15 protein-coding genes are annotated in these 14,970 nt (G+C 66.7%); 7 read left to right on the top strand and 8 right to left on the bottom strand.

What is annotated here, in order from left to right:
* Positions 1-40: 40 nt before the first annotated feature.
* The gene (locus ACFPO9_RS06285) at positions 41-571 is read left to right on the top strand and encodes a hypothetical protein (protein WP_379768534.1); all 531 of its coding nucleotides are present in this window, start codon (positions 41-43) and stop codon (positions 569-571) included.
* Here ACFPO9_RS06285 and ACFPO9_RS06280 read toward each other — a convergent pair.
* The 3 genes from ACFPO9_RS06280 to ACFPO9_RS06270 are packed head-to-tail and all read right to left on the bottom strand — an operon-like array spanning position 568 to position 1,705.
* Positions 568-954, bottom strand: coding sequence for a DUF1801 domain-containing protein (locus ACFPO9_RS06280; RefSeq protein ID WP_379768532.1), 387 nt, complete (start codon positions 952-954; stop codon positions 568-570). The two genes, ACFPO9_RS06285 and ACFPO9_RS06280, sit on opposite strands and share 4 nt — an antisense overlap.
* Complete coding sequence (locus tag ACFPO9_RS06275) at positions 951-1,385, bottom strand: SRPBCC family protein (protein ID WP_379768530.1); 435 nt, start codon at positions 1,383-1,385, stop codon at positions 951-953. Before ACFPO9_RS06275 ends, ACFPO9_RS06280 begins: the two co-directional genes overlap by 4 nt.
* On the bottom strand, positions 1,382-1,705 hold the full coding sequence (locus tag ACFPO9_RS06270) for an ArsR/SmtB family transcription factor (RefSeq protein WP_379768528.1): 324 nt from the start codon (positions 1,703-1,705) through the stop codon (positions 1,382-1,384). Before ACFPO9_RS06270 ends, ACFPO9_RS06275 begins: the two co-directional genes overlap by 4 nt.
* A 123-nt stretch (positions 1,706-1,828) precedes the next feature.
* On the opposite strand from ACFPO9_RS06270, the gene ACFPO9_RS06265 reads away from it, so the two are divergent.
* From ACFPO9_RS06265 to ACFPO9_RS06255, 3 genes are all read left to right on the top strand, one after another.
* Positions 1,829-2,599: a DJ-1/PfpI family protein gene (locus ACFPO9_RS06265; RefSeq protein WP_379768526.1), complete on the top strand. Its 771-nt coding sequence runs from the start codon at positions 1,829-1,831 to the stop codon at positions 2,597-2,599.
* Positions 2,600-2,710: 111 nt separating this feature from the next.
* Positions 2,711-5,959, top strand: coding sequence for an EAL domain-containing protein (locus ACFPO9_RS06260; protein WP_379768524.1), 3,249 nt, complete (start codon positions 2,711-2,713; stop codon positions 5,957-5,959).
* A 4-nt stretch (positions 5,960-5,963) separates the two neighbouring features.
* Positions 5,964-7,034 (top strand): AI-2E family transporter, encoded by a 1,071-nt coding sequence (locus ACFPO9_RS06255; RefSeq protein ID WP_379768522.1) that lies wholly within the window; start codon positions 5,964-5,966, stop codon positions 7,032-7,034.
* Between the two features lies 1 nt (position 7,035).
* Here ACFPO9_RS06255 and ACFPO9_RS06250 read toward each other — a convergent pair whose 3' ends face one another.
* The 4 genes from ACFPO9_RS06250 to ACFPO9_RS06235 all read right to left on the bottom strand — a co-directional run bounded on the left by ACFPO9_RS06250 (position 7,036) and on the right by ACFPO9_RS06235 (position 9,044).
* Positions 7,036-7,530, bottom strand: a complete 495-nt coding sequence (locus tag ACFPO9_RS06250; protein ID WP_379768520.1) for a hypothetical protein — start codon at positions 7,528-7,530, stop codon at positions 7,036-7,038.
* A complete protein-coding gene (locus ACFPO9_RS06245) occupies positions 7,512-8,306 on the bottom strand; it encodes a M15 family metallopeptidase (RefSeq protein ID WP_379768518.1) in 795 nt (264 codons plus the stop codon). The genes ACFPO9_RS06250 and ACFPO9_RS06245 overlap by 19 nt, the downstream gene beginning before the upstream one ends.
* 89 nt (positions 8,307-8,395) lie before the next feature.
* Positions 8,396-8,665 (bottom strand): hypothetical protein, encoded by a 270-nt coding sequence (locus ACFPO9_RS06240; RefSeq protein ID WP_379768516.1) that lies wholly within the window; start codon positions 8,663-8,665, stop codon positions 8,396-8,398.
* Positions 8,658-9,044: a hypothetical protein gene (locus tag ACFPO9_RS06235; protein WP_379768514.1), complete on the bottom strand. Its 387-nt coding sequence runs from the start codon at positions 9,042-9,044 to the stop codon at positions 8,658-8,660. Before ACFPO9_RS06235 ends, ACFPO9_RS06240 begins: the two co-directional genes overlap by 8 nt.
* A gap of 185 nt (positions 9,045-9,229) precedes the next feature.
* On the opposite strand from ACFPO9_RS06235, the gene ACFPO9_RS06230 reads away from it, so the two are divergent.
* The 3 genes from ACFPO9_RS06230 to ACFPO9_RS06220 all read left to right on the top strand — a co-directional run bounded on the left by ACFPO9_RS06230 (position 9,230) and on the right by ACFPO9_RS06220 (position 14,455).
* Positions 9,230-11,608, top strand: a complete 2,379-nt coding sequence (locus tag ACFPO9_RS06230; RefSeq protein WP_379768512.1) for a TonB-dependent receptor plug domain-containing protein — start codon at positions 9,230-9,232, stop codon at positions 11,606-11,608.
* A gap of 550 nt (positions 11,609-12,158) precedes the next feature.
* Positions 12,159-13,586 carry an FAD-binding oxidoreductase gene (locus tag ACFPO9_RS06225; RefSeq protein ID WP_379768510.1) on the top strand — a complete coding sequence of 476 codons (1,428 nt, stop codon included), beginning with the start codon at positions 12,159-12,161 and terminating at the stop codon, positions 13,584-13,586.
* Positions 13,583-14,455: a class I SAM-dependent methyltransferase gene (locus tag ACFPO9_RS06220; RefSeq protein ID WP_379768508.1), complete on the top strand. Its 873-nt coding sequence runs from the start codon at positions 13,583-13,585 to the stop codon at positions 14,453-14,455. Before ACFPO9_RS06225 ends, ACFPO9_RS06220 begins: the two co-directional genes overlap by 4 nt.
* A gap of 9 nt (positions 14,456-14,464) precedes the next feature.
* On the opposite strand, the gene ACFPO9_RS06215 is transcribed toward ACFPO9_RS06220, so the two are convergent.
* A complete protein-coding gene (locus ACFPO9_RS06215) occupies positions 14,465-14,935 on the bottom strand; it encodes a GNAT family N-acetyltransferase (RefSeq protein ID WP_379768503.1) in 471 nt (156 codons plus the stop codon).
* Positions 14,936-14,970 lie beyond the last annotated feature (35 nt).

Genomic DNA, 14,970 nt, shown 5'->3' with positions numbered 1-14,970 from the left:
TTCATCATTTGTCGCCCGAACACAGTAGAATAATTCCAAAATGCATTCCACCCTCAAAACCATTTTGGTTCCGGCCCTTGCCGCATGCGCGCTGACCGGCTGCGCCTCGCGCACGGCAACCCGCATGGGCACGGCCGCCACGGCGCCGCTCAACGATCTCGGCATCCGGAAAACGGAAATCCCGGCCGTGCTCGAAAGGGCGCAGCAGAACCCCTACTTGATGCCGGCCGGGCAGAGCTGCGTGGCGATCGCGCGGGAACTGCATGAACTCGACGCGGCGCTCGGCCCCGACTACGACGTGCAGGCCTCGGCAGCCAAGCACGAGGAATCCTTCATGGACAAGGCCTCGGACGTGGCCGAAGACCAGGCCGTCGGCGCGGTGCAGCGCACCGCCGAGGGCCTGCTACCCTTCCGCAGCTGGATCCGCAAGCTGAGCGGCGCGGAGCGGCACTCGAAGCATGTGTCGGCTTGCGTCACGGCCGGCTCGGTGCGGCGTGCTTTCCTGAAAGGCCTGGCCGTCTCCCAGCATTGCACGCTGCCGGAAATCCCGGCGGCGCCGAAGAACAGCTAGCGTTTCTTCGGCCTGGCCTTGGCGGCGGCGTTCAACTCGGCCGCGGCCCGGATCAGGGCCTTGAAGGCTTCCGCATCGACGTGCTCCCCTTCGCGGATATCGATCGCGCGCCGCGCATTCCCCTCCATGCTGGCGTTGAACAGCCCGGCCGGATCGTCCAGCGAGGCGCCCTTCAGGAAGGTCAGCTTGATCCAGGATTTGTAGGATTCGCCGGTGCAGAGGATGCCGCCGTGCTCCCACACCGGCGTGCCCATCCACTTCCAGCTTTCGACCACCTCCGGGACCGCTTCCCGGATCAGCCCGCGCATCCGGGCCAGGGCCGCGCCGCGCCAGTCGCCGAGGTCGGCGATGCGCTGGTCGATCAGGACGGAGGCCTCGTTCATGCCGCTCCCTCCAGGCCGGCCAGTACCTGCTCGAGGCCGCCGAAGAACTTGTTCCAGCCGTACTGGGCGCCGTGGAAGGCCTGGTCCTGGTCCGGACGGAAGCCGCTATGCTCCATGCGCAACCGGGTGCCGGCGCCGGTGGGCGTGAGGGTCCATGTGACCACGCTGTCCAGGCCCATCGCGGCCCAGGTGTAGGAAAGGCTGCGCTGGGCCTCGATCTCGAGCACCTGGCAGTCGACCGAGCCCCAGTCACCGGTCAGCGTGAAGCGTTGGTTCATGGCCGGCACGAAATTGTTTTTCATCAGCCAGGCTTCGATCAGGTGCGGCTGGGTCAGCGCGCGCCAAATCTTTTCCGGCGGATGCGCGAACTCGCGTTCGACGGTAACGGTGCGAAGCTGTGATGCGCGCTGCTGCTGTGCGGGAGCGTTCATTGGTCTATCCTTTTCAAGAGGTCATCGAGATCGTCGAACCGGCTCTCCCAGAACCGGGCCATCTGCTGCGTCCAGCCGACCAGCGGGGCAAGCGCGCTCAGCTGTGCGGTGTAATGGGTCTGGCGTCCCGCGTGCCGGTCACTGACGAGGCCGGCCTGCTTGAGGATGCCGAGGTGCTTCGACACGGCCGGCTGCGAAATGCCGGCCTGTGCGGTCAAGGCGCCGACCGTCTGCTCCCCTTCGCGGCAGAGGCGTTCGAAGAGGGCGCGCCGGGTGGGATCGGCGAGCGTTCTGAAGATGAGGTCGGGTGTCTGTTCCATGGCGATTCATAACTATCGGGTTATGCGAAAAAGTATAACCACGCGGTTATGAGTTCGTCAAGCGGAACTAAAGCCCGGCGTGCCGACTCTGCTAGCAAGGGGCTGTCGATGGGAGGCATCGTCATGAGCGCAAGCGGAAAACTCGCCGGCAAGCGAATCGCCGTGCTGGCGGCGGATGGCGTCGAAGGGGTGGAACTGGACGCCGCGCTGGCGGCGCTGAAGGACGCGGGCGCACAGGCCGCACTCGTCGCCCTGCGCCCGGGCCGGCTGCGCAGCATGCACGGCCACCAGCCGAACGACCTGGTGAAGGTCGACAGCAGGGTCGACGATGTGCAGGCGGCCGACTACGATGGCTTGCTGATTCCCGGCGGCTATATCGCACCGAATCTACTGCGCCAGTCGGCCCCGGCGCGCGCCTTCGTGCGCGCCTTCGACGCCGCCGGCAAGCCGATCGCGGCGATGTCGCATGCGGCCCTGGTGCTGGTCTCGTGCGGGCTGGCGGCCGGGCGCACCCTGACGGGCTGGCCGGGCGTGCGCGACGACCTGGTCAACGCCGGCGCGGTCTGGTGCAACCAGGAAGCCGTGCGCGACGGCCGCTTCCTCACCAGCCGCACGCCGCAGGACGCCGCCGCCTTCGTGCGCGCCCTGCTGCCCTTGCTGGCCGGCGAGCCCGATGCCGGCGCCGCCACCCCTCAGGCCGATTCCGACCCGCCCCAGCAGGCGCCCTCCGAACTGCCCGACCAGTCGCTGCGCTGGCTGGCCGCGCCCTCGCTCGGCGCCATGCTGAGCCTGGCGATCGTGGGCGTGGGCGTGGTCGCCGCCAACCGCAGCCTGCGCAAGCGGGGCGGCAGGGACGGGCCGGCCGGGCCGTCGGAAGCGGTCCAGGACGCTTGAGCATGCCTTGCGCTCGCGTGCGCGCGTGCGCAAGGCCAGACCGTACACTGGGAGCTATCGTCACGATCGACCTGTCGGGAGGATTCGTCGGTGCAAGTCGTGCATATGCTGATGCCCGTCTTTCTGTGCGCTCCGCTCCTGGCGTGGGCGGCGCCGCTGCGCGTCGTCATGGACGAAAATTATCCGCCCTACGTCTACCGTAACCCGGACGGCAAGCTGGAGGGCTATACGGTCGACCTGTGGCGCTTGTGGGAAAAGAAAACCGGGCGCCAGGCCGAGCTCATCGCCGTCAACTGGTCCGAGGTCCAGACCATGCTGGCCAGCGGGCGGGCCGACGTGATCGACCCGATCTTCCGTACCCGGGAGCGCACCGCCACCCTCGATTTCTCCGAACCCTACGACACGGTGGCCACTGTGGTGTATGCCGACGCCTCGCTGCGCGGCATCCATGACCTCGCCAACCTGAAGGGCTTCGAAGTGGGGGTGCAGGCCGCCGATGCCTGCGCCGACGAGCTGCGGCGCGCGGGCATCGGCGGCGTGCGCATCTACCCGAGCTACCAGGCACTGGTCGACGCCGCGGCCAGGCAGTCGGTCAAGCTGCTGTGCATGGACCAGAACTCGGCCGAGTACCGCCTGTACCGGCTCGGCCTGCAGCGCCAGTACGTGAAGGCCTTCGAGGTCACCCGCAACGACCTGCGGCGCGCGGTGCGCAAGGGCGACGGCGCCACCCTGGCCATGGTCGAAGCAGGCATGGCGAGCATCACACCCGCCGAGCTCGGCGAGTTGCGCGACAAGTGGATGGGCCGGCCCCTGCCCTTCTTCCGCTACACCGAGCGGCTGCTGGAGGCCCTGCTGGTGCTGGGCACGCTGGTCCTGCTGCTGGCGGTCTGGCTGCGCTCGGTGCGCAAGGCGGTCCGCGTGCGCACCGCCGAACTCGAACGCGAAAAGGCCCAGCTGCGCACCCTGGTCGAAAGCAGCCCCGACGTGATCTGGCTGAAGGATCCAGACGGCGTCTACCTGGCCTGCAACACGCGCTTCGAGGAATTGCTGGGCCGTACGCGTGGCGCGATCGTCGGCCGGCGCGACGCCGATTTCTTCGGCCCCCTCGATGCCGAGCACATGCGCAAGACCGACCTCGAGGCGCTCAGGACCGGCCTGCCGCTGGCCCACGAACAACGCCTGACGGCGCCGGGCGCTGACAAGGCGCGCGTGTTCGAAGCGATCAAGACCCGCATTCCCGGACCGGACGGCAAGGCGCTGGGCGTGCTGGGCGTCGGGCGCGACCTGACCCAGCGGATCGAACACGAACGCACGATCCGCCAGCAGGCGCGGATGCTGGCGGACATGAGCGCCCTGGCCCAGATCGGCGCCTGGGAGCTGGACTGCGCCAGCGGCCGTCTCGAGTGGACCGACGAGGTGCTGCAGATCTATGGATTCCCGCCCACGCAAGCACCGAACCTGGACGCCTGCCTGGCCTGCTTCCTTGGCGACGACCGCGATGAGGCCGAGCACGCCATGCACGCCGCCATGGTCCATGGCGAATCCTTCGACCTCGAGGCCCAGATCCTGACCCCGGCCGGCGCGCGCAAATGGATACGGGTGCTGTGCAATGCGATCAAGGTCGAGGGCCGCACCGTGCTGAGCGGCACCGTGCAGGATGTGACCCATCGCCGCAACCTGGAAGAGTCGATGCGGATGGCGAACCTGATCTACCGCACCAGCTCGGAAGCCGTGATGGTGACCGACGAGGCCAACCGCATCGTCGACGCCAACCCGGCATTCACGGCGCAGACCGGCTATACGCTGGACGAGGTGAGCGGCCAGCCGCCCCAGCTGCTCGACTCCAGCATGCACGACCGCGGCTTTTATACGGCCCTGCAGCAGGCGCTGGCCGACCACGACCACTGGCAGGGCGAAATCCAGGACCGCAACAAGGACGGCCGCTTCACCGCCAAGTTCGTCAACATCCGCGTGATCCGCCATCCGGACGGCCGGGTCTTCCGCCACGTGATCCAGTTCCAGGACATCAGCGAGCAAAAGCAGAAGGACGAGGTGATCTGGCGCCAGACCAACTTCGACCCGCTGACCGGGCTGCCGAACCGCCGCCTGTTCCTCGACCGCCTGCAGCAGGACATGAAGAAGGCCCAGGGCGCCGGCCGCCGGCTGGGCGTGCTGCTGCTCGACATCGACCGCTTCAAGGACATCAACGACAGCTACGGCTACGCGCGCGGCGACGAAGCCCTGGTCGAGCTGACCCGGCGCATGGCGCGCTGCGTCCCGGCCGAGGCCACCGTCGCGCGCCTGGGCGGCGGCCTGTTCGGGATTGCCATCGGCGAAAGCGAACATGGCCTGCACCTGGAAACCATCGCCGGGGCCCTGATCGAGGCGCTGGGCGCGCCGCTGCGGCTGGCCGCCGACGAACTGGCCTACCCGTCCGCCAGCATCGGCATCAGCCTGTATCCCGAAGACGCGGCCGATGCCACCGCCCTCCTGGCCCACGCCGAGGACGCGATGTACCTGGCCAAGCGCGCCGGGCGCGGCCACTTCCAGTACTTCACGGCGGCCTTGCAGCAGCAGGCTTCCCTCAAGCTCAGATTGAGCCACGATCTGCGCACGGCGCTGTCGCACAGGCAGCTGCAGGTGTTCTACCAGCCCATCGTCGAGGCCGCCACTGGGCGCCTGCGCAAGGCCGAGGCCCTGCTGCGCTGGGACCATCCCGGGCTGGGCCCGATCAGCCCGGCCACCTTCATCCCGCTGGCCGAGGAAAGCGGCCTGATCGACGATATCGGCGAGTGGGTGCTGAGCGAAGCCATCGCCAGCATCGAGCGCTGGCGCCAGAAGTACGACTGCACGATCGAATTGAGCGTGAACATCTCGCCGATGCAGTTCGAGCGCCACGGCCGCCTGCCCTGGCTGGACCGCATCCTGCACACGAGCGCGCCCAGCAACTGCATTACCGTGGAGATCACCGAAGGCGTGCTGGTGAGCGACGCCGACCAGGTCTCGCGCTGCCTCGGCGCGCTGCACGGCGCCGGCGCCAAGGTCTCGATCGACGATTTCGGCACCGGCTTCTCTTCGCTGGCCTACCTGAAGCACTTCGACGTCGATTACCTGAAGATCGACAAATCCTTCATCAAGCACCTGGCCGAGGACGGCAGCGACAAGGCGCTGACGGAAGCGATCATCGGCCTGGCGCACCGCCTCGGCATCGAAGTGATCGCCGAGGGCGTCGAGCACGGCGCCCAGCGCGACGCGCTGGCGGCCTTCGGCTGCGACTACATCCAGGGCTGGTACTACTCGAAGGCGCTGTCGCGCGATGCGTTCGAGGACTACATCGAGCGGCAGTTGGCGTTATCATAAGCTCATGAACCCACCTGCCAGCCAATACACCCTCCAGCAAAAAGTCTTCCTCTTTCTCCTGACGATCGTCACGATCGGCTTCTTCTGGATCCTGACGCCCTATTCCGGCGCCGTGTTCTGGGGCATCGTGCTGGCGATCCTGTTCATTCCGCTGCACCGGCGCCTGCTGCGCGCCACCGGCCAGAAGCACAACGTCGCGGCTCTGCTGACCTTGCTGTCCATCGTGGTGATGGTGATCATCCCGGTGGCCCTGATCAGCGCCTCGCTGGTGCAGCAGGCGGTGGGGATCTACGACATGATCAAGTCCGGCCACATCGACTTCGGCCGCTACTTCAGCCAGATCATGAACTCGCTGCCGGGCTGGCTGCTCAGCCTGCTGGAACGCTTCGACCTCACCAGCATCGCCTCGCTGCAGGCCAAGCTGACCAGCATCGCCTCCCAGGTCAGCCAGGTCGCGGCCAAGTACGCGCTCAACTTTGCCAGCAACACCTTCGACTTCCTGGTGAGCCTGACCGTCATGCTCTACCTGCTGTTCTTCCTGCTGCGCGACGGCCATTCGCTGGCCGGCCGCATCAAGACCGCGGTGCCGCTGAGCATGAATTACAAGAAGCGCCTGTTCAGCAATTTCACCACCGTGATCCGCGCCACCGTGAAGGGCAATGTGCTGGTGGCGATCGCCCAGGGCGCGCTGGGCGGCCTGATCTTCTGGATCCTGCACGTGCAGGCGCCGCTGCTGTGGGCGGTGGTGATGGCCTTCCTGTCGCTGCTGCCGGCGGTGGGCGCGGCCATCGTGTGGGCGCCGGTGGCGGTGTATTTCCTGGTCACCGGCTCGGTGTGGCAGGGCGTGGTGCTGATCGCCTTCGGCGTGTTCGTGATCGGCCTGGTCGACAACCTGCTACGCCCTCTGCTGGTCGGCAAGGACACCAAGATGCCGGATTACGTGGTGCTGCTGTCGACCATCGGCGGCATGGCACTCTTCGGGCTGAATGGCTTTGTGATCGGGCCCGTGATTGCGGCTTTGTTTATTGCGGCCTGGGATTTGTTTGCTTCGGCAGAGGAATTCCATCAGGAATAGCTCACTCCATCTGGGTCGCCAGCTTGTGCGCCTTCTCCTGGTAGAACCGGGCCGATGAAGCGTTGCCATTGCGCTTAAGCTGCTGTGCGAAAGCGAGGGCGGCAGCTTCGCCGGCCCGAAAGGCCGAGATCACATCCTGCCGCTCCTCGTTATCGACCAGCTTTCCGTTCTTGAAACGCCCAGCGATGAAGCCCTCGGGATGGTCGATGACGCCAAAGCTGGGTTCGCCCTGGACGAAGCGTCCAAAGTAGATCTGCTGGACCTGGCCATCGCGGTAGGCACGCAGGACGCCCAAACCCTCTGCTTTGCCGTTCGCACAAGTGCCCGCCCAGCGCACGCTGTACTCGCCCCACTGGTCGGGCGCCTTGAAGTCGCAGGGCGCGACAGAAAACGGTGTGCCGGCCGCGGCCGCGAGATTGCAGGCTGCGGCAGCGGCGGCCATGGCCAGCGATCGGGCCGCCGCGCGGGCGAACGCCATCAAAGCGAATCGCGCCATGATTCCACAAGAGATCTGCTGGCCTCGAAGTGCATGGCATCCTCGGTGCGGAACGAGGCGCCCCAATACCAGCCATGCGTGTTGAATACGGGAGCAATCAGGCACAGCCCATGCTGCACCATGTCGTTGCCTCGTACGTCCAGCTTGCCATTGAGCGTGAGGTCGATGGCGGTGCCCCATGAATGGTTGGAGATGGAGGAATGCGAGCCGCGGACATAGCGGCAACACAGCATCCCCGCGCTACCGAGCGCCTGATACACATCGGGCAACAGCGACCTTACGTCTGCCAGGACCGTCGCCAGGCTCTCCACCGCGGGCCGCAGCCCGGTCACCGGGAACGGACCGACGTTCGCTCGCTGCATGCTGCGTTTCAGACGCGGCTCCGTGACGGGCTGACAGTCGCTGCTGAAGGTTTCGCGCGGCTTGCCGAGCAGGCTGGTCATCAGGGTGTTGTTGACCGGCGTTAGCCCCTTGTTGATGGTGGACTTGTCCGGCGTGGGAACCAGGCGCGTGAGGCTGGCGTCGACAGGTGGCATGGGTTCAGGCTCGTCGCTGAGGCGTCGCCAGGTGGCGCCGTTGGGGTCGATCCGGCCGTCCGGGGCTTGCATGAAGCCCCGCTGGAAGGTGTCGATGGCGGCCTGGGTCCGGCGTCCGCATTTCCCGTCCGCCGTGCCGATGCGAAAACCCCGGCGCAATAGAACCCGCTGTACCACGATGATGTCGTGAAGGCGGTTCGTGCCGCCTCGGCCCACCGGTGCGGTCAATGGTGTCGTCACTTGAAGACTCCTTCCATTCATCAGGCGGTCCTCCAGCATGGGAACGCAATATCAGCTTAGCGGCGGATCCAGGTTTTGCAAGCCCAGCTTTATTCGATGAGCTTGCGTTTCTGCTCCTGCAAACGGTGCGCATCCTTCGCCGCCAGCGCCATCCCATAAATCCGCTTCAAATCCTGGATACGCGCCAGGCTCTCCTCCCCGAACGCGCTTTTCCCTTCGAAGGCATGCAGGACGATCCCCTCGACCAGGTCGCCCAGGCTCATGTCGTGGTACTCAGCCAAGCCCTTCAGCACTTTCAGCATCCGCTTTTCGATGCGCAGGCCGGTCTGCACCCGCTCTACCGTCACCTTCTCAGCCATGGCGCTCTCCCATCAGGTCCGGCATCGCGAAGGTTTTGCGCGCGGCGCCGGAGGCCAGCAGCGCTTTCGAATACCAGCCGTCCAGCAGGCCGAGCCGGCACAGTTCCGGATGCTGCCCGATAAAGCCATCCCAGTCCCCTTCGGTTCCACGTTCGGCCACCAGCGCCATGAAGGCCACCGTCACCGTCTCGTGATAAAGGTCCGGTTTGCCCAGCTTGCCGGCCAGCGCCTGCAGGCCGTCGCGCATGGCGATGCAGGCTTCCAGGAAGGGGCGTGAACGCAGCAGCAGGAAGGCGGCGCGCAGGTGGGCGCGGTGGTCGAATCCTTCGGGTGCGAGACGCCCGGCAGCGAACGCGTCGATAAAGTCCTGGTCGGTCATGGTGGGCCTCCGAAAAATGGCCGATCATGCTACCAATGTACCAAGATAACGTCAATACGAAGCCGCATCTAAGTATGAATACTGATTATGGTTAGTAGTGTTGTAGTTATGAGACGTTTAACTTCTTGCCCAAGTTGCCAACTGGTAAATTCACATAAATGCAATATTTACCAAGGAGCCAGCACTTGAAACCCACCGCGATCCGCCAATCCCTTCTGCTCGCCCTGTACGGCAGCGCCGCCCTCGCCGCCTTCCCATCCGGCGTGATGGCGCAGACCACGGCGCCCGCCGCCGCCGACAGCAGCATGCAGAGTGTGAGCATCGTCGGCTCGCGCCGCGTCGGCAATACCTCGGCCACCGACACCCCGGTCCCGGTCGACACCATCCCGCTGACCAAGGCAGCCGAGCAAGGCGGCCAGTTCGACCTGGCGCAGACCCTGACCAACATCTCGCCCTCGTTCAACTCGACCCGCCAGACGGGCGCCGACGGCGCCGACCTGGTCGACTCGGCCGCCCTGCGCGGCCTGGGTTCGGACCAGACCCTGGTGCTGGTGAACGGCAAGCGCCGCCACACGACCGCCCTGGTGAACCTGTTCGGCGCGCGCAACCGCGGCAACACCGGCACCGACATGAACGCGCTGCCGCTGCTGGCCATCAAGGACGTGCAGGTGCTGCGCGATGGCGCCGCCGCGCAATACGGCTCCGACGCCATCGCCGGCGTGATCAACGTCGAGCTGAAAAAGAGCCTGGGCTGCGAATCGATCGCCGGCTTCGGCGAGTACTCGAAACACGACGGCAAGAACTGGCTGGCCTCGGCCTACTGCGGCGTCGCGGTGGCGGACGGCGTGCTCGGCATCACCGGCGAATACCAGGACCGCGGCCGCTCGAACCGCGCCGAACCCGACAACCCGCGCACCATCGGCGATACCAAGGTCAAGAACCAGACCGTCTACGTGAACGGCGAATTCCCGGCCGGTCCGGGCAAGCTGTACCTGACGGCCGGCGCGCAGACCCGTGACGCCTCCTCGGCGGCCTGGGCGCGCGGCGGCATCGGCTCCGACGACATCCCCTCGCGTAACTCGGCCGCCATGTACCCGGAGGGCTTCGTCCCCTACATCAACGGCGACATCGACGACCGCTATGCGACTGTCGGCTACCGCACCCGCATCGGCGAATGGGCCGGCGATTTCTCGCAGACCTACGGCTACAACCGCATGCGCTACACCATCGCGCACACGCTGAACGCCTCGATCGCGAATCTCGACGCCAAGGGCATCAGCCCCTCGCAATTCGACGCCGGCGGCTTCTCCTTCCGCCAGCTGACCACCAACGCCGACTTCAGCCGCTACTACCCCGAGGTCCTGGGCGGCCTGAACGCGGCCTTCGGCTTCGAATACCGCGCCGAGAACTACAAGATCTTCGCCGGCGAACCGGGTTCGTACATCGACGCCGACGGCGTGGGCGTGGGCGGCAATGCCGGCAGCCAGGGCTTCCCGGGCTTCCAGCCGGGCGACGCCGCCGACCGCAACCGCCACAGCAGCGCGGCCTACCTCGACTTCGAAGCCGACCTGAGCGAGCGCACCAAGCTGCAGGCCGCCCTGCGCCACGAGCGTTACTCCGACTTCGGCTCGACCACCACCGCCAAGCTGGCCGGTTCCTTCAAGGCCACCAACGACGTGCTGCTGCGCGCCTCCGCCAGCACCGGCTTCCGCGCGCCCTCGCTGCAGCAGGTCTACTTCTCCTCCACCTTCACCGACTTCATCAGCGGCGTGCCGATGGACGTGGTGCTGGCGCCGAACGGCGGCAAGGTCGCCAACGCGGCCGGCATCCCGCAGCTGAAGGAAGAGAAGTCGAAGAGCTATACCCTGGGCCTGACCTGGACCCCGAGCAAAGCTGTCTCCGTGACGGCCGACCTGTACCAGATCGACATCGACGGCCGCATCGTGCTGTCGGGCCGCTTCGACGCCGACAACTACCCGGCCCTCGGCAGCACCCTGGCGGCGCTGGGCGTGGGCCAGGCCCAGTTCTTCGTGAACTCGATCGACACCCGCACCCAGGGCCTGGACCTGACCGCCTCGCACCGCATGGACATCGGCGGCGGCAAGCTCGCTACCTACGTGGCGATGAACTTCGGCCGCACCGAAGTCACCGGCGTGCACGCCCCGGCCGCGCTGGCCGGCTTCGAAGACGTGCTGCTGTCCGAGCGCGAGCGCCTGTTCATCGAACAGGGCGGCCCGCGCCGCAAGGCCACGCTGGACTTCGACTACACCCTGGGCAAGCTGGAAACCGACTTCCGCATCGTGCATTACGGTCCGCAGACCCTCGGCACCTTCTCGGGTTCGCCGGTGCCGAACCAGCACTACGAAGCCAAGACCTCGGCCGACCTGTCCTTCACCTGGTCCTTCACGGATAAAACCAAGCTGACCGTGGGCGGCACGAACATCTTCAACGTGCATCCGACGGCCCAGAATCCGGACGAGACGGACAATGGCTTCAAGTATGAGAGCGTGCAGTTCGGCCTGAATGGCGCGGCGTATTTTGCGCGCGTGTCGCACAAGTTCTAAGCACGTCGCCCCCGCGCAGGCGGGGGCCCAAGTTCTACCAGCCCATATGCAACCAGCGAAACTCGTGCTTTGCGCCTGCCTGCTGGTTTTGCTGATCGTGCTGGGTCTGCGTTTGCGGCATGAGATGCGGATCGACAGCTGCCTGGACCGCGGAGGCAGGTGGAATGAAAGCCAGCAGACTTGCGAAGGCATGACAGGGGCAACGTGACCTGCGCGGCACAATGACAAAGTCAGCCGACGGCAGAAGCTACCTGGCGGTGATCGATGACAACGGTGGGAAGTGCGGCCCTCTCCTCGTCGATGGAAAGCCGTGGCCGCACAAGAAGGGTACCGCAGGCCCCATCGCTCCGGGACATCATGTTATCGAATGCGGGGCCGGAATCGGATTCGAGGTCCCGCGTGGCGTCATCTACGGATTCGACGATTGGGGACCATAAGCAGCGCAGCTGACGATACCTGACATGCCGTCACACAGCACCCGCCAGAAAGCGCTAACGCCCTCAAACAAGCCTGCCAATAATGGCCGCATTTCCAACGCCGGAGATGCGCCATGCACCCACTTCACTCCTCCCCGCTCGCCAACGACATCCACTCCGCGCTGAACGCGACACGGGTCGCGGCCATCCATCAGCCGCGCAGCCTGGCCGAGATCCGCGCCTTCATTGCCGATGCCGCCCAGCGCAAGCTGCCGGTGGCGATCTGCGGCGGGCGCCACGCGATGGGCGGCCAGCAGTTCGCGCTTGACTCGGTTCTGCTCGACATGCGCCACATGCGCCGCGTGCTGGCCTTCGATGCCGCCGCGGGCCTGATCGAAGCCGAAGCCGGCATCGAATGGCCGGAGCTGATCGACTATCTCGACACCGCGCCGACCCCGGACGGCGGCCAGCGCTGGAGCATTCGCCAGAAGCAGACCGGCGCGGACCGGCTGTCCCTGGGCGGCTGCCTGTCCGCCAACATCCACGGGCGCGGCCTGCAGATGCGTCCCTTCATCGATGACGTCGAAGCTTTTACTTTGGTCGATGCGCAAGGCCATGTGCAGGCCTGCAGCCGCACCAGCAATCCCGAGCTGTTCTCGCTGGCGATCGGCGGCTACGGCCTGTTCGGCGTGATCGCCAGCGTGACCCTGCGCCTGGCGCCGCGCCGGACCATGCGGCGCGACGTGACGCTGCTGTCACTGGACGAGCTGATGCCTGCCTTCGAAGCACGCATCGCGGCCGGTCATGCCTTCGGCGACTTCCAGTTCGCCATCGACCCGGACAGCGCCGACTTCATGCGGCGCGGCGTGTTCTCCTGCTACGTTCCGGTCGACGATGCGACGCCGCCGGATGCCGAAGCGCGCGAACTGTCCGAACAGGACTGGCGCGACCTCCTGCTGCTTGCGCACACCGACAAGACCAGGGCCTTCGAGTGCTACGCGCGCCACTACCTGGCGACGAACGGCCAGCACTACCGGAGCGACCGGCTGCAGCAGAGCACCTACCTGGACGGCTACCATGGCGAGATCGATGGCCGGCTGGGTCATTGCGGCTCGGAAGTGATCGGCGAACTTTACGTGCCGCGCGAACGCCTGCCCGATTTCATGCGCACGGCCGCCTCGGACTTCAGGCGGCATGGCGTCGACCTGATCTACGGGACCGTGCGCCTGATCGAGCGCGACACGGAAAGCTTCCTGCCGTGGGCGCGCCAACACTACGCCTGCGTGATCTTCAACCTGCACACGCCGCACACGCCGGACGGCATCGCGGCAACCCATCGCGCCTTCCGACGGCTGATCGACATGGCCATCGCGCGCGGCGGCAGTTTTTATCTCACCTATGCGCGCGCCGCCAGCGCGGCCCAGGTCAGCGCCTGCTACCCGCGCTTCGCCGGCTTCCTCGACGCGAAGCGCCGCTACGATCCGCAACAGCGCTTCCAGAGCAACTGGTACCGGCACTATGCAGCCCTGTTTGCGAGCCCACCGGCGGAGCTGGCGGCATGAAGACGCATAAGCCAAGCAACACCGCGCTGGTCGTGGCCGGCGGCTTGCAGCTGGCGGGGGCGCAGTTCGCCTTGCCCACGCATGCGCTGCCGCGTGAAGCCTTGCGCTGTGGCGAGCCGCTGCTGCGCCGCGCGCATCCGCGCCTGGCGAGCCTGCTGTGCAAGGCCTGGTTTCGCCGCCTCTGCCTTGTGCTCGAACGCGCCACCCTGCCCGGTATCTGCCTGCACTTCGCGCTGCGCAAGCAGATCCTGCGCCGCCATGCGCAGGCCGCGCTGGCTGCCGGCTGCACCCAGGTGATCGTGCTCGGCGCGGGATTCGACACCCTGTGCATGGAATTGAAGGCGGCCCGGCCGGACCTTTGCTGCATCGAGATCGATCACCCGGCCACGCAAGCCGTGCGGCGTGCCGCGGCCGGCGATGGCGGCGTCGGCTTCATCGCCGCCGACCTGGCGCAGCAGGCGCTTGGCCCACTGCTGGCGGCCCATCCGGACTTCCGTGCGGAGGCGCCTACGCTGTTCGTTGCGGAGGGACTGCTGATGTACATGCCGCTCGATGCGGTGCGCGCCCTGTTCGCGCAGATGGCCGCGGCCGCGCCGCGCAGCCAGGTGGCGTTCACGTGGTTCGAGCCGCTGGCGGATGGGCGTCCCGGATTCCGCCGGCGCAGCCGCCTGATCGACTGGTGGCTGCGCCGGCGCGGCGAGCCCTTCCTGTCGGGGATGGCGCGCGCGGGGCTGCCGGACTTCCTGGCCGGCGCCGGCTTCGTGCTGCGGCAGGTGAATGCCAGCGGCGATCTGCTGGATGCTTCGCAGGTGAAGACAAGGCCGATAGAAGGCGAGTACATTGCGCTGGCGTCGGCGCGGCAGGCCTGAGCGAAGGCCTCAGGCCGCCAGGGTCTCCACCCGCCGCATCCCCATCGCCTCATACAGCGCAATCGCGGCCTGGTTCCCCGCCTCCACTTTCAAGTCCACCGCATGGGCGCCCTGGCGCTCGAAGGTGCGGCAGATGTGCGCCATCAGCGCCGTGCCCAGGCCCTGGCGGCGGTAGGCCGGCGCCACTGCCAGGTCCTTGACGAAGCCGGAGTTCCAGGCGATGCCGGCGGCCGCCAGCGCGCCGGCCGGGGTCTCGGCCAGGAACACCATGCGCACGTCGAATTCCGCATCGGAGGACAGGATCTGCCACCACTCGTCGCAAGGGCCGAGGCTGGCGCCGCGCGCCGCATAGCTGTCCTGCAGCAGCGCGTGCAGGGCCGGCACGTCGGCGCGCGAGCGGAAGGTCCGCAGCACGTAGGGCTGGATGGCGATGTCGGCAAGGGGCTGCGCGAGTTCGCGGCGGTAGCGGTGGATGGTCATGGCTGTGCTGATCCGGTACGGGAAAGGCGCGATTC

The sequence above is a fragment of the Massilia aerilata genome (assembly GCF_042656905.1).
Lineage (GTDB): Bacteria > Pseudomonadota > Gammaproteobacteria > Burkholderiales > Burkholderiaceae_D > Telluria > Telluria aerilata.
Note: the sequence above shows the minus strand (reverse complement) of the source record. Positions and strands in the feature narration are given on the sequence as shown.

What these genes read in the sequence shown, in the direction of transcription:
- ACFPO9_RS06285 (WP_379768534.1), top strand. Translation starts at nt 41, where the DNA reads ATGCATTCCACCCTCAAAACCATTTTGGTTCCGGCCCTTGCCGCATGC.
- ACFPO9_RS06280 (WP_379768532.1), bottom strand. Translation starts at nt 954, where the DNA reads ATGAACGAGGCCTCCGTCCTGATCGACCAGCGCATCGCCGACCTCGGC.
- ACFPO9_RS06275 (WP_379768530.1), bottom strand. Translation starts at nt 1,385, where the DNA reads ATGAACGCTCCCGCACAGCAGCAGCGCGCATCACAGCTTCGCACCGTT.
- ACFPO9_RS06270 (WP_379768528.1), bottom strand. Translation starts at nt 1,705, where the DNA reads ATGGAACAGACACCCGACCTCATCTTCAGAACGCTCGCCGATCCCACC.
- ACFPO9_RS06265 (WP_379768526.1), top strand. Translation starts at nt 1,829, where the DNA reads ATGAGCGCAAGCGGAAAACTCGCCGGCAAGCGAATCGCCGTGCTGGCG.
- ACFPO9_RS06260 (WP_379768524.1), top strand. Translation starts at nt 2,711, where the DNA reads ATGCCCGTCTTTCTGTGCGCTCCGCTCCTGGCGTGGGCGGCGCCGCTG.
- ACFPO9_RS06255 (WP_379768522.1), top strand. Translation starts at nt 5,964, where the DNA reads ATGAACCCACCTGCCAGCCAATACACCCTCCAGCAAAAAGTCTTCCTC.
- ACFPO9_RS06250 (WP_379768520.1), bottom strand. Translation starts at nt 7,530, where the DNA reads ATGGCGCGATTCGCTTTGATGGCGTTCGCCCGCGCGGCGGCCCGATCG.
- ACFPO9_RS06240 (WP_379768516.1), bottom strand. Translation starts at nt 8,665, where the DNA reads ATGGCTGAGAAGGTGACGGTAGAGCGGGTGCAGACCGGCCTGCGCATC.
- ACFPO9_RS06235 (WP_379768514.1), bottom strand. Translation starts at nt 9,044, where the DNA reads ATGACCGACCAGGACTTTATCGACGCGTTCGCTGCCGGGCGTCTCGCA.
- ACFPO9_RS06225 (WP_379768510.1), top strand. Translation starts at nt 12,159, where the DNA reads ATGCACCCACTTCACTCCTCCCCGCTCGCCAACGACATCCACTCCGCG.
- ACFPO9_RS06220 (WP_379768508.1), top strand. Translation starts at nt 13,583, where the DNA reads ATGAAGACGCATAAGCCAAGCAACACCGCGCTGGTCGTGGCCGGCGGC.
- ACFPO9_RS06215 (WP_379768503.1), bottom strand. Translation starts at nt 14,935, where the DNA reads ATGACCATCCACCGCTACCGCCGCGAACTCGCGCAGCCCCTTGCCGAC.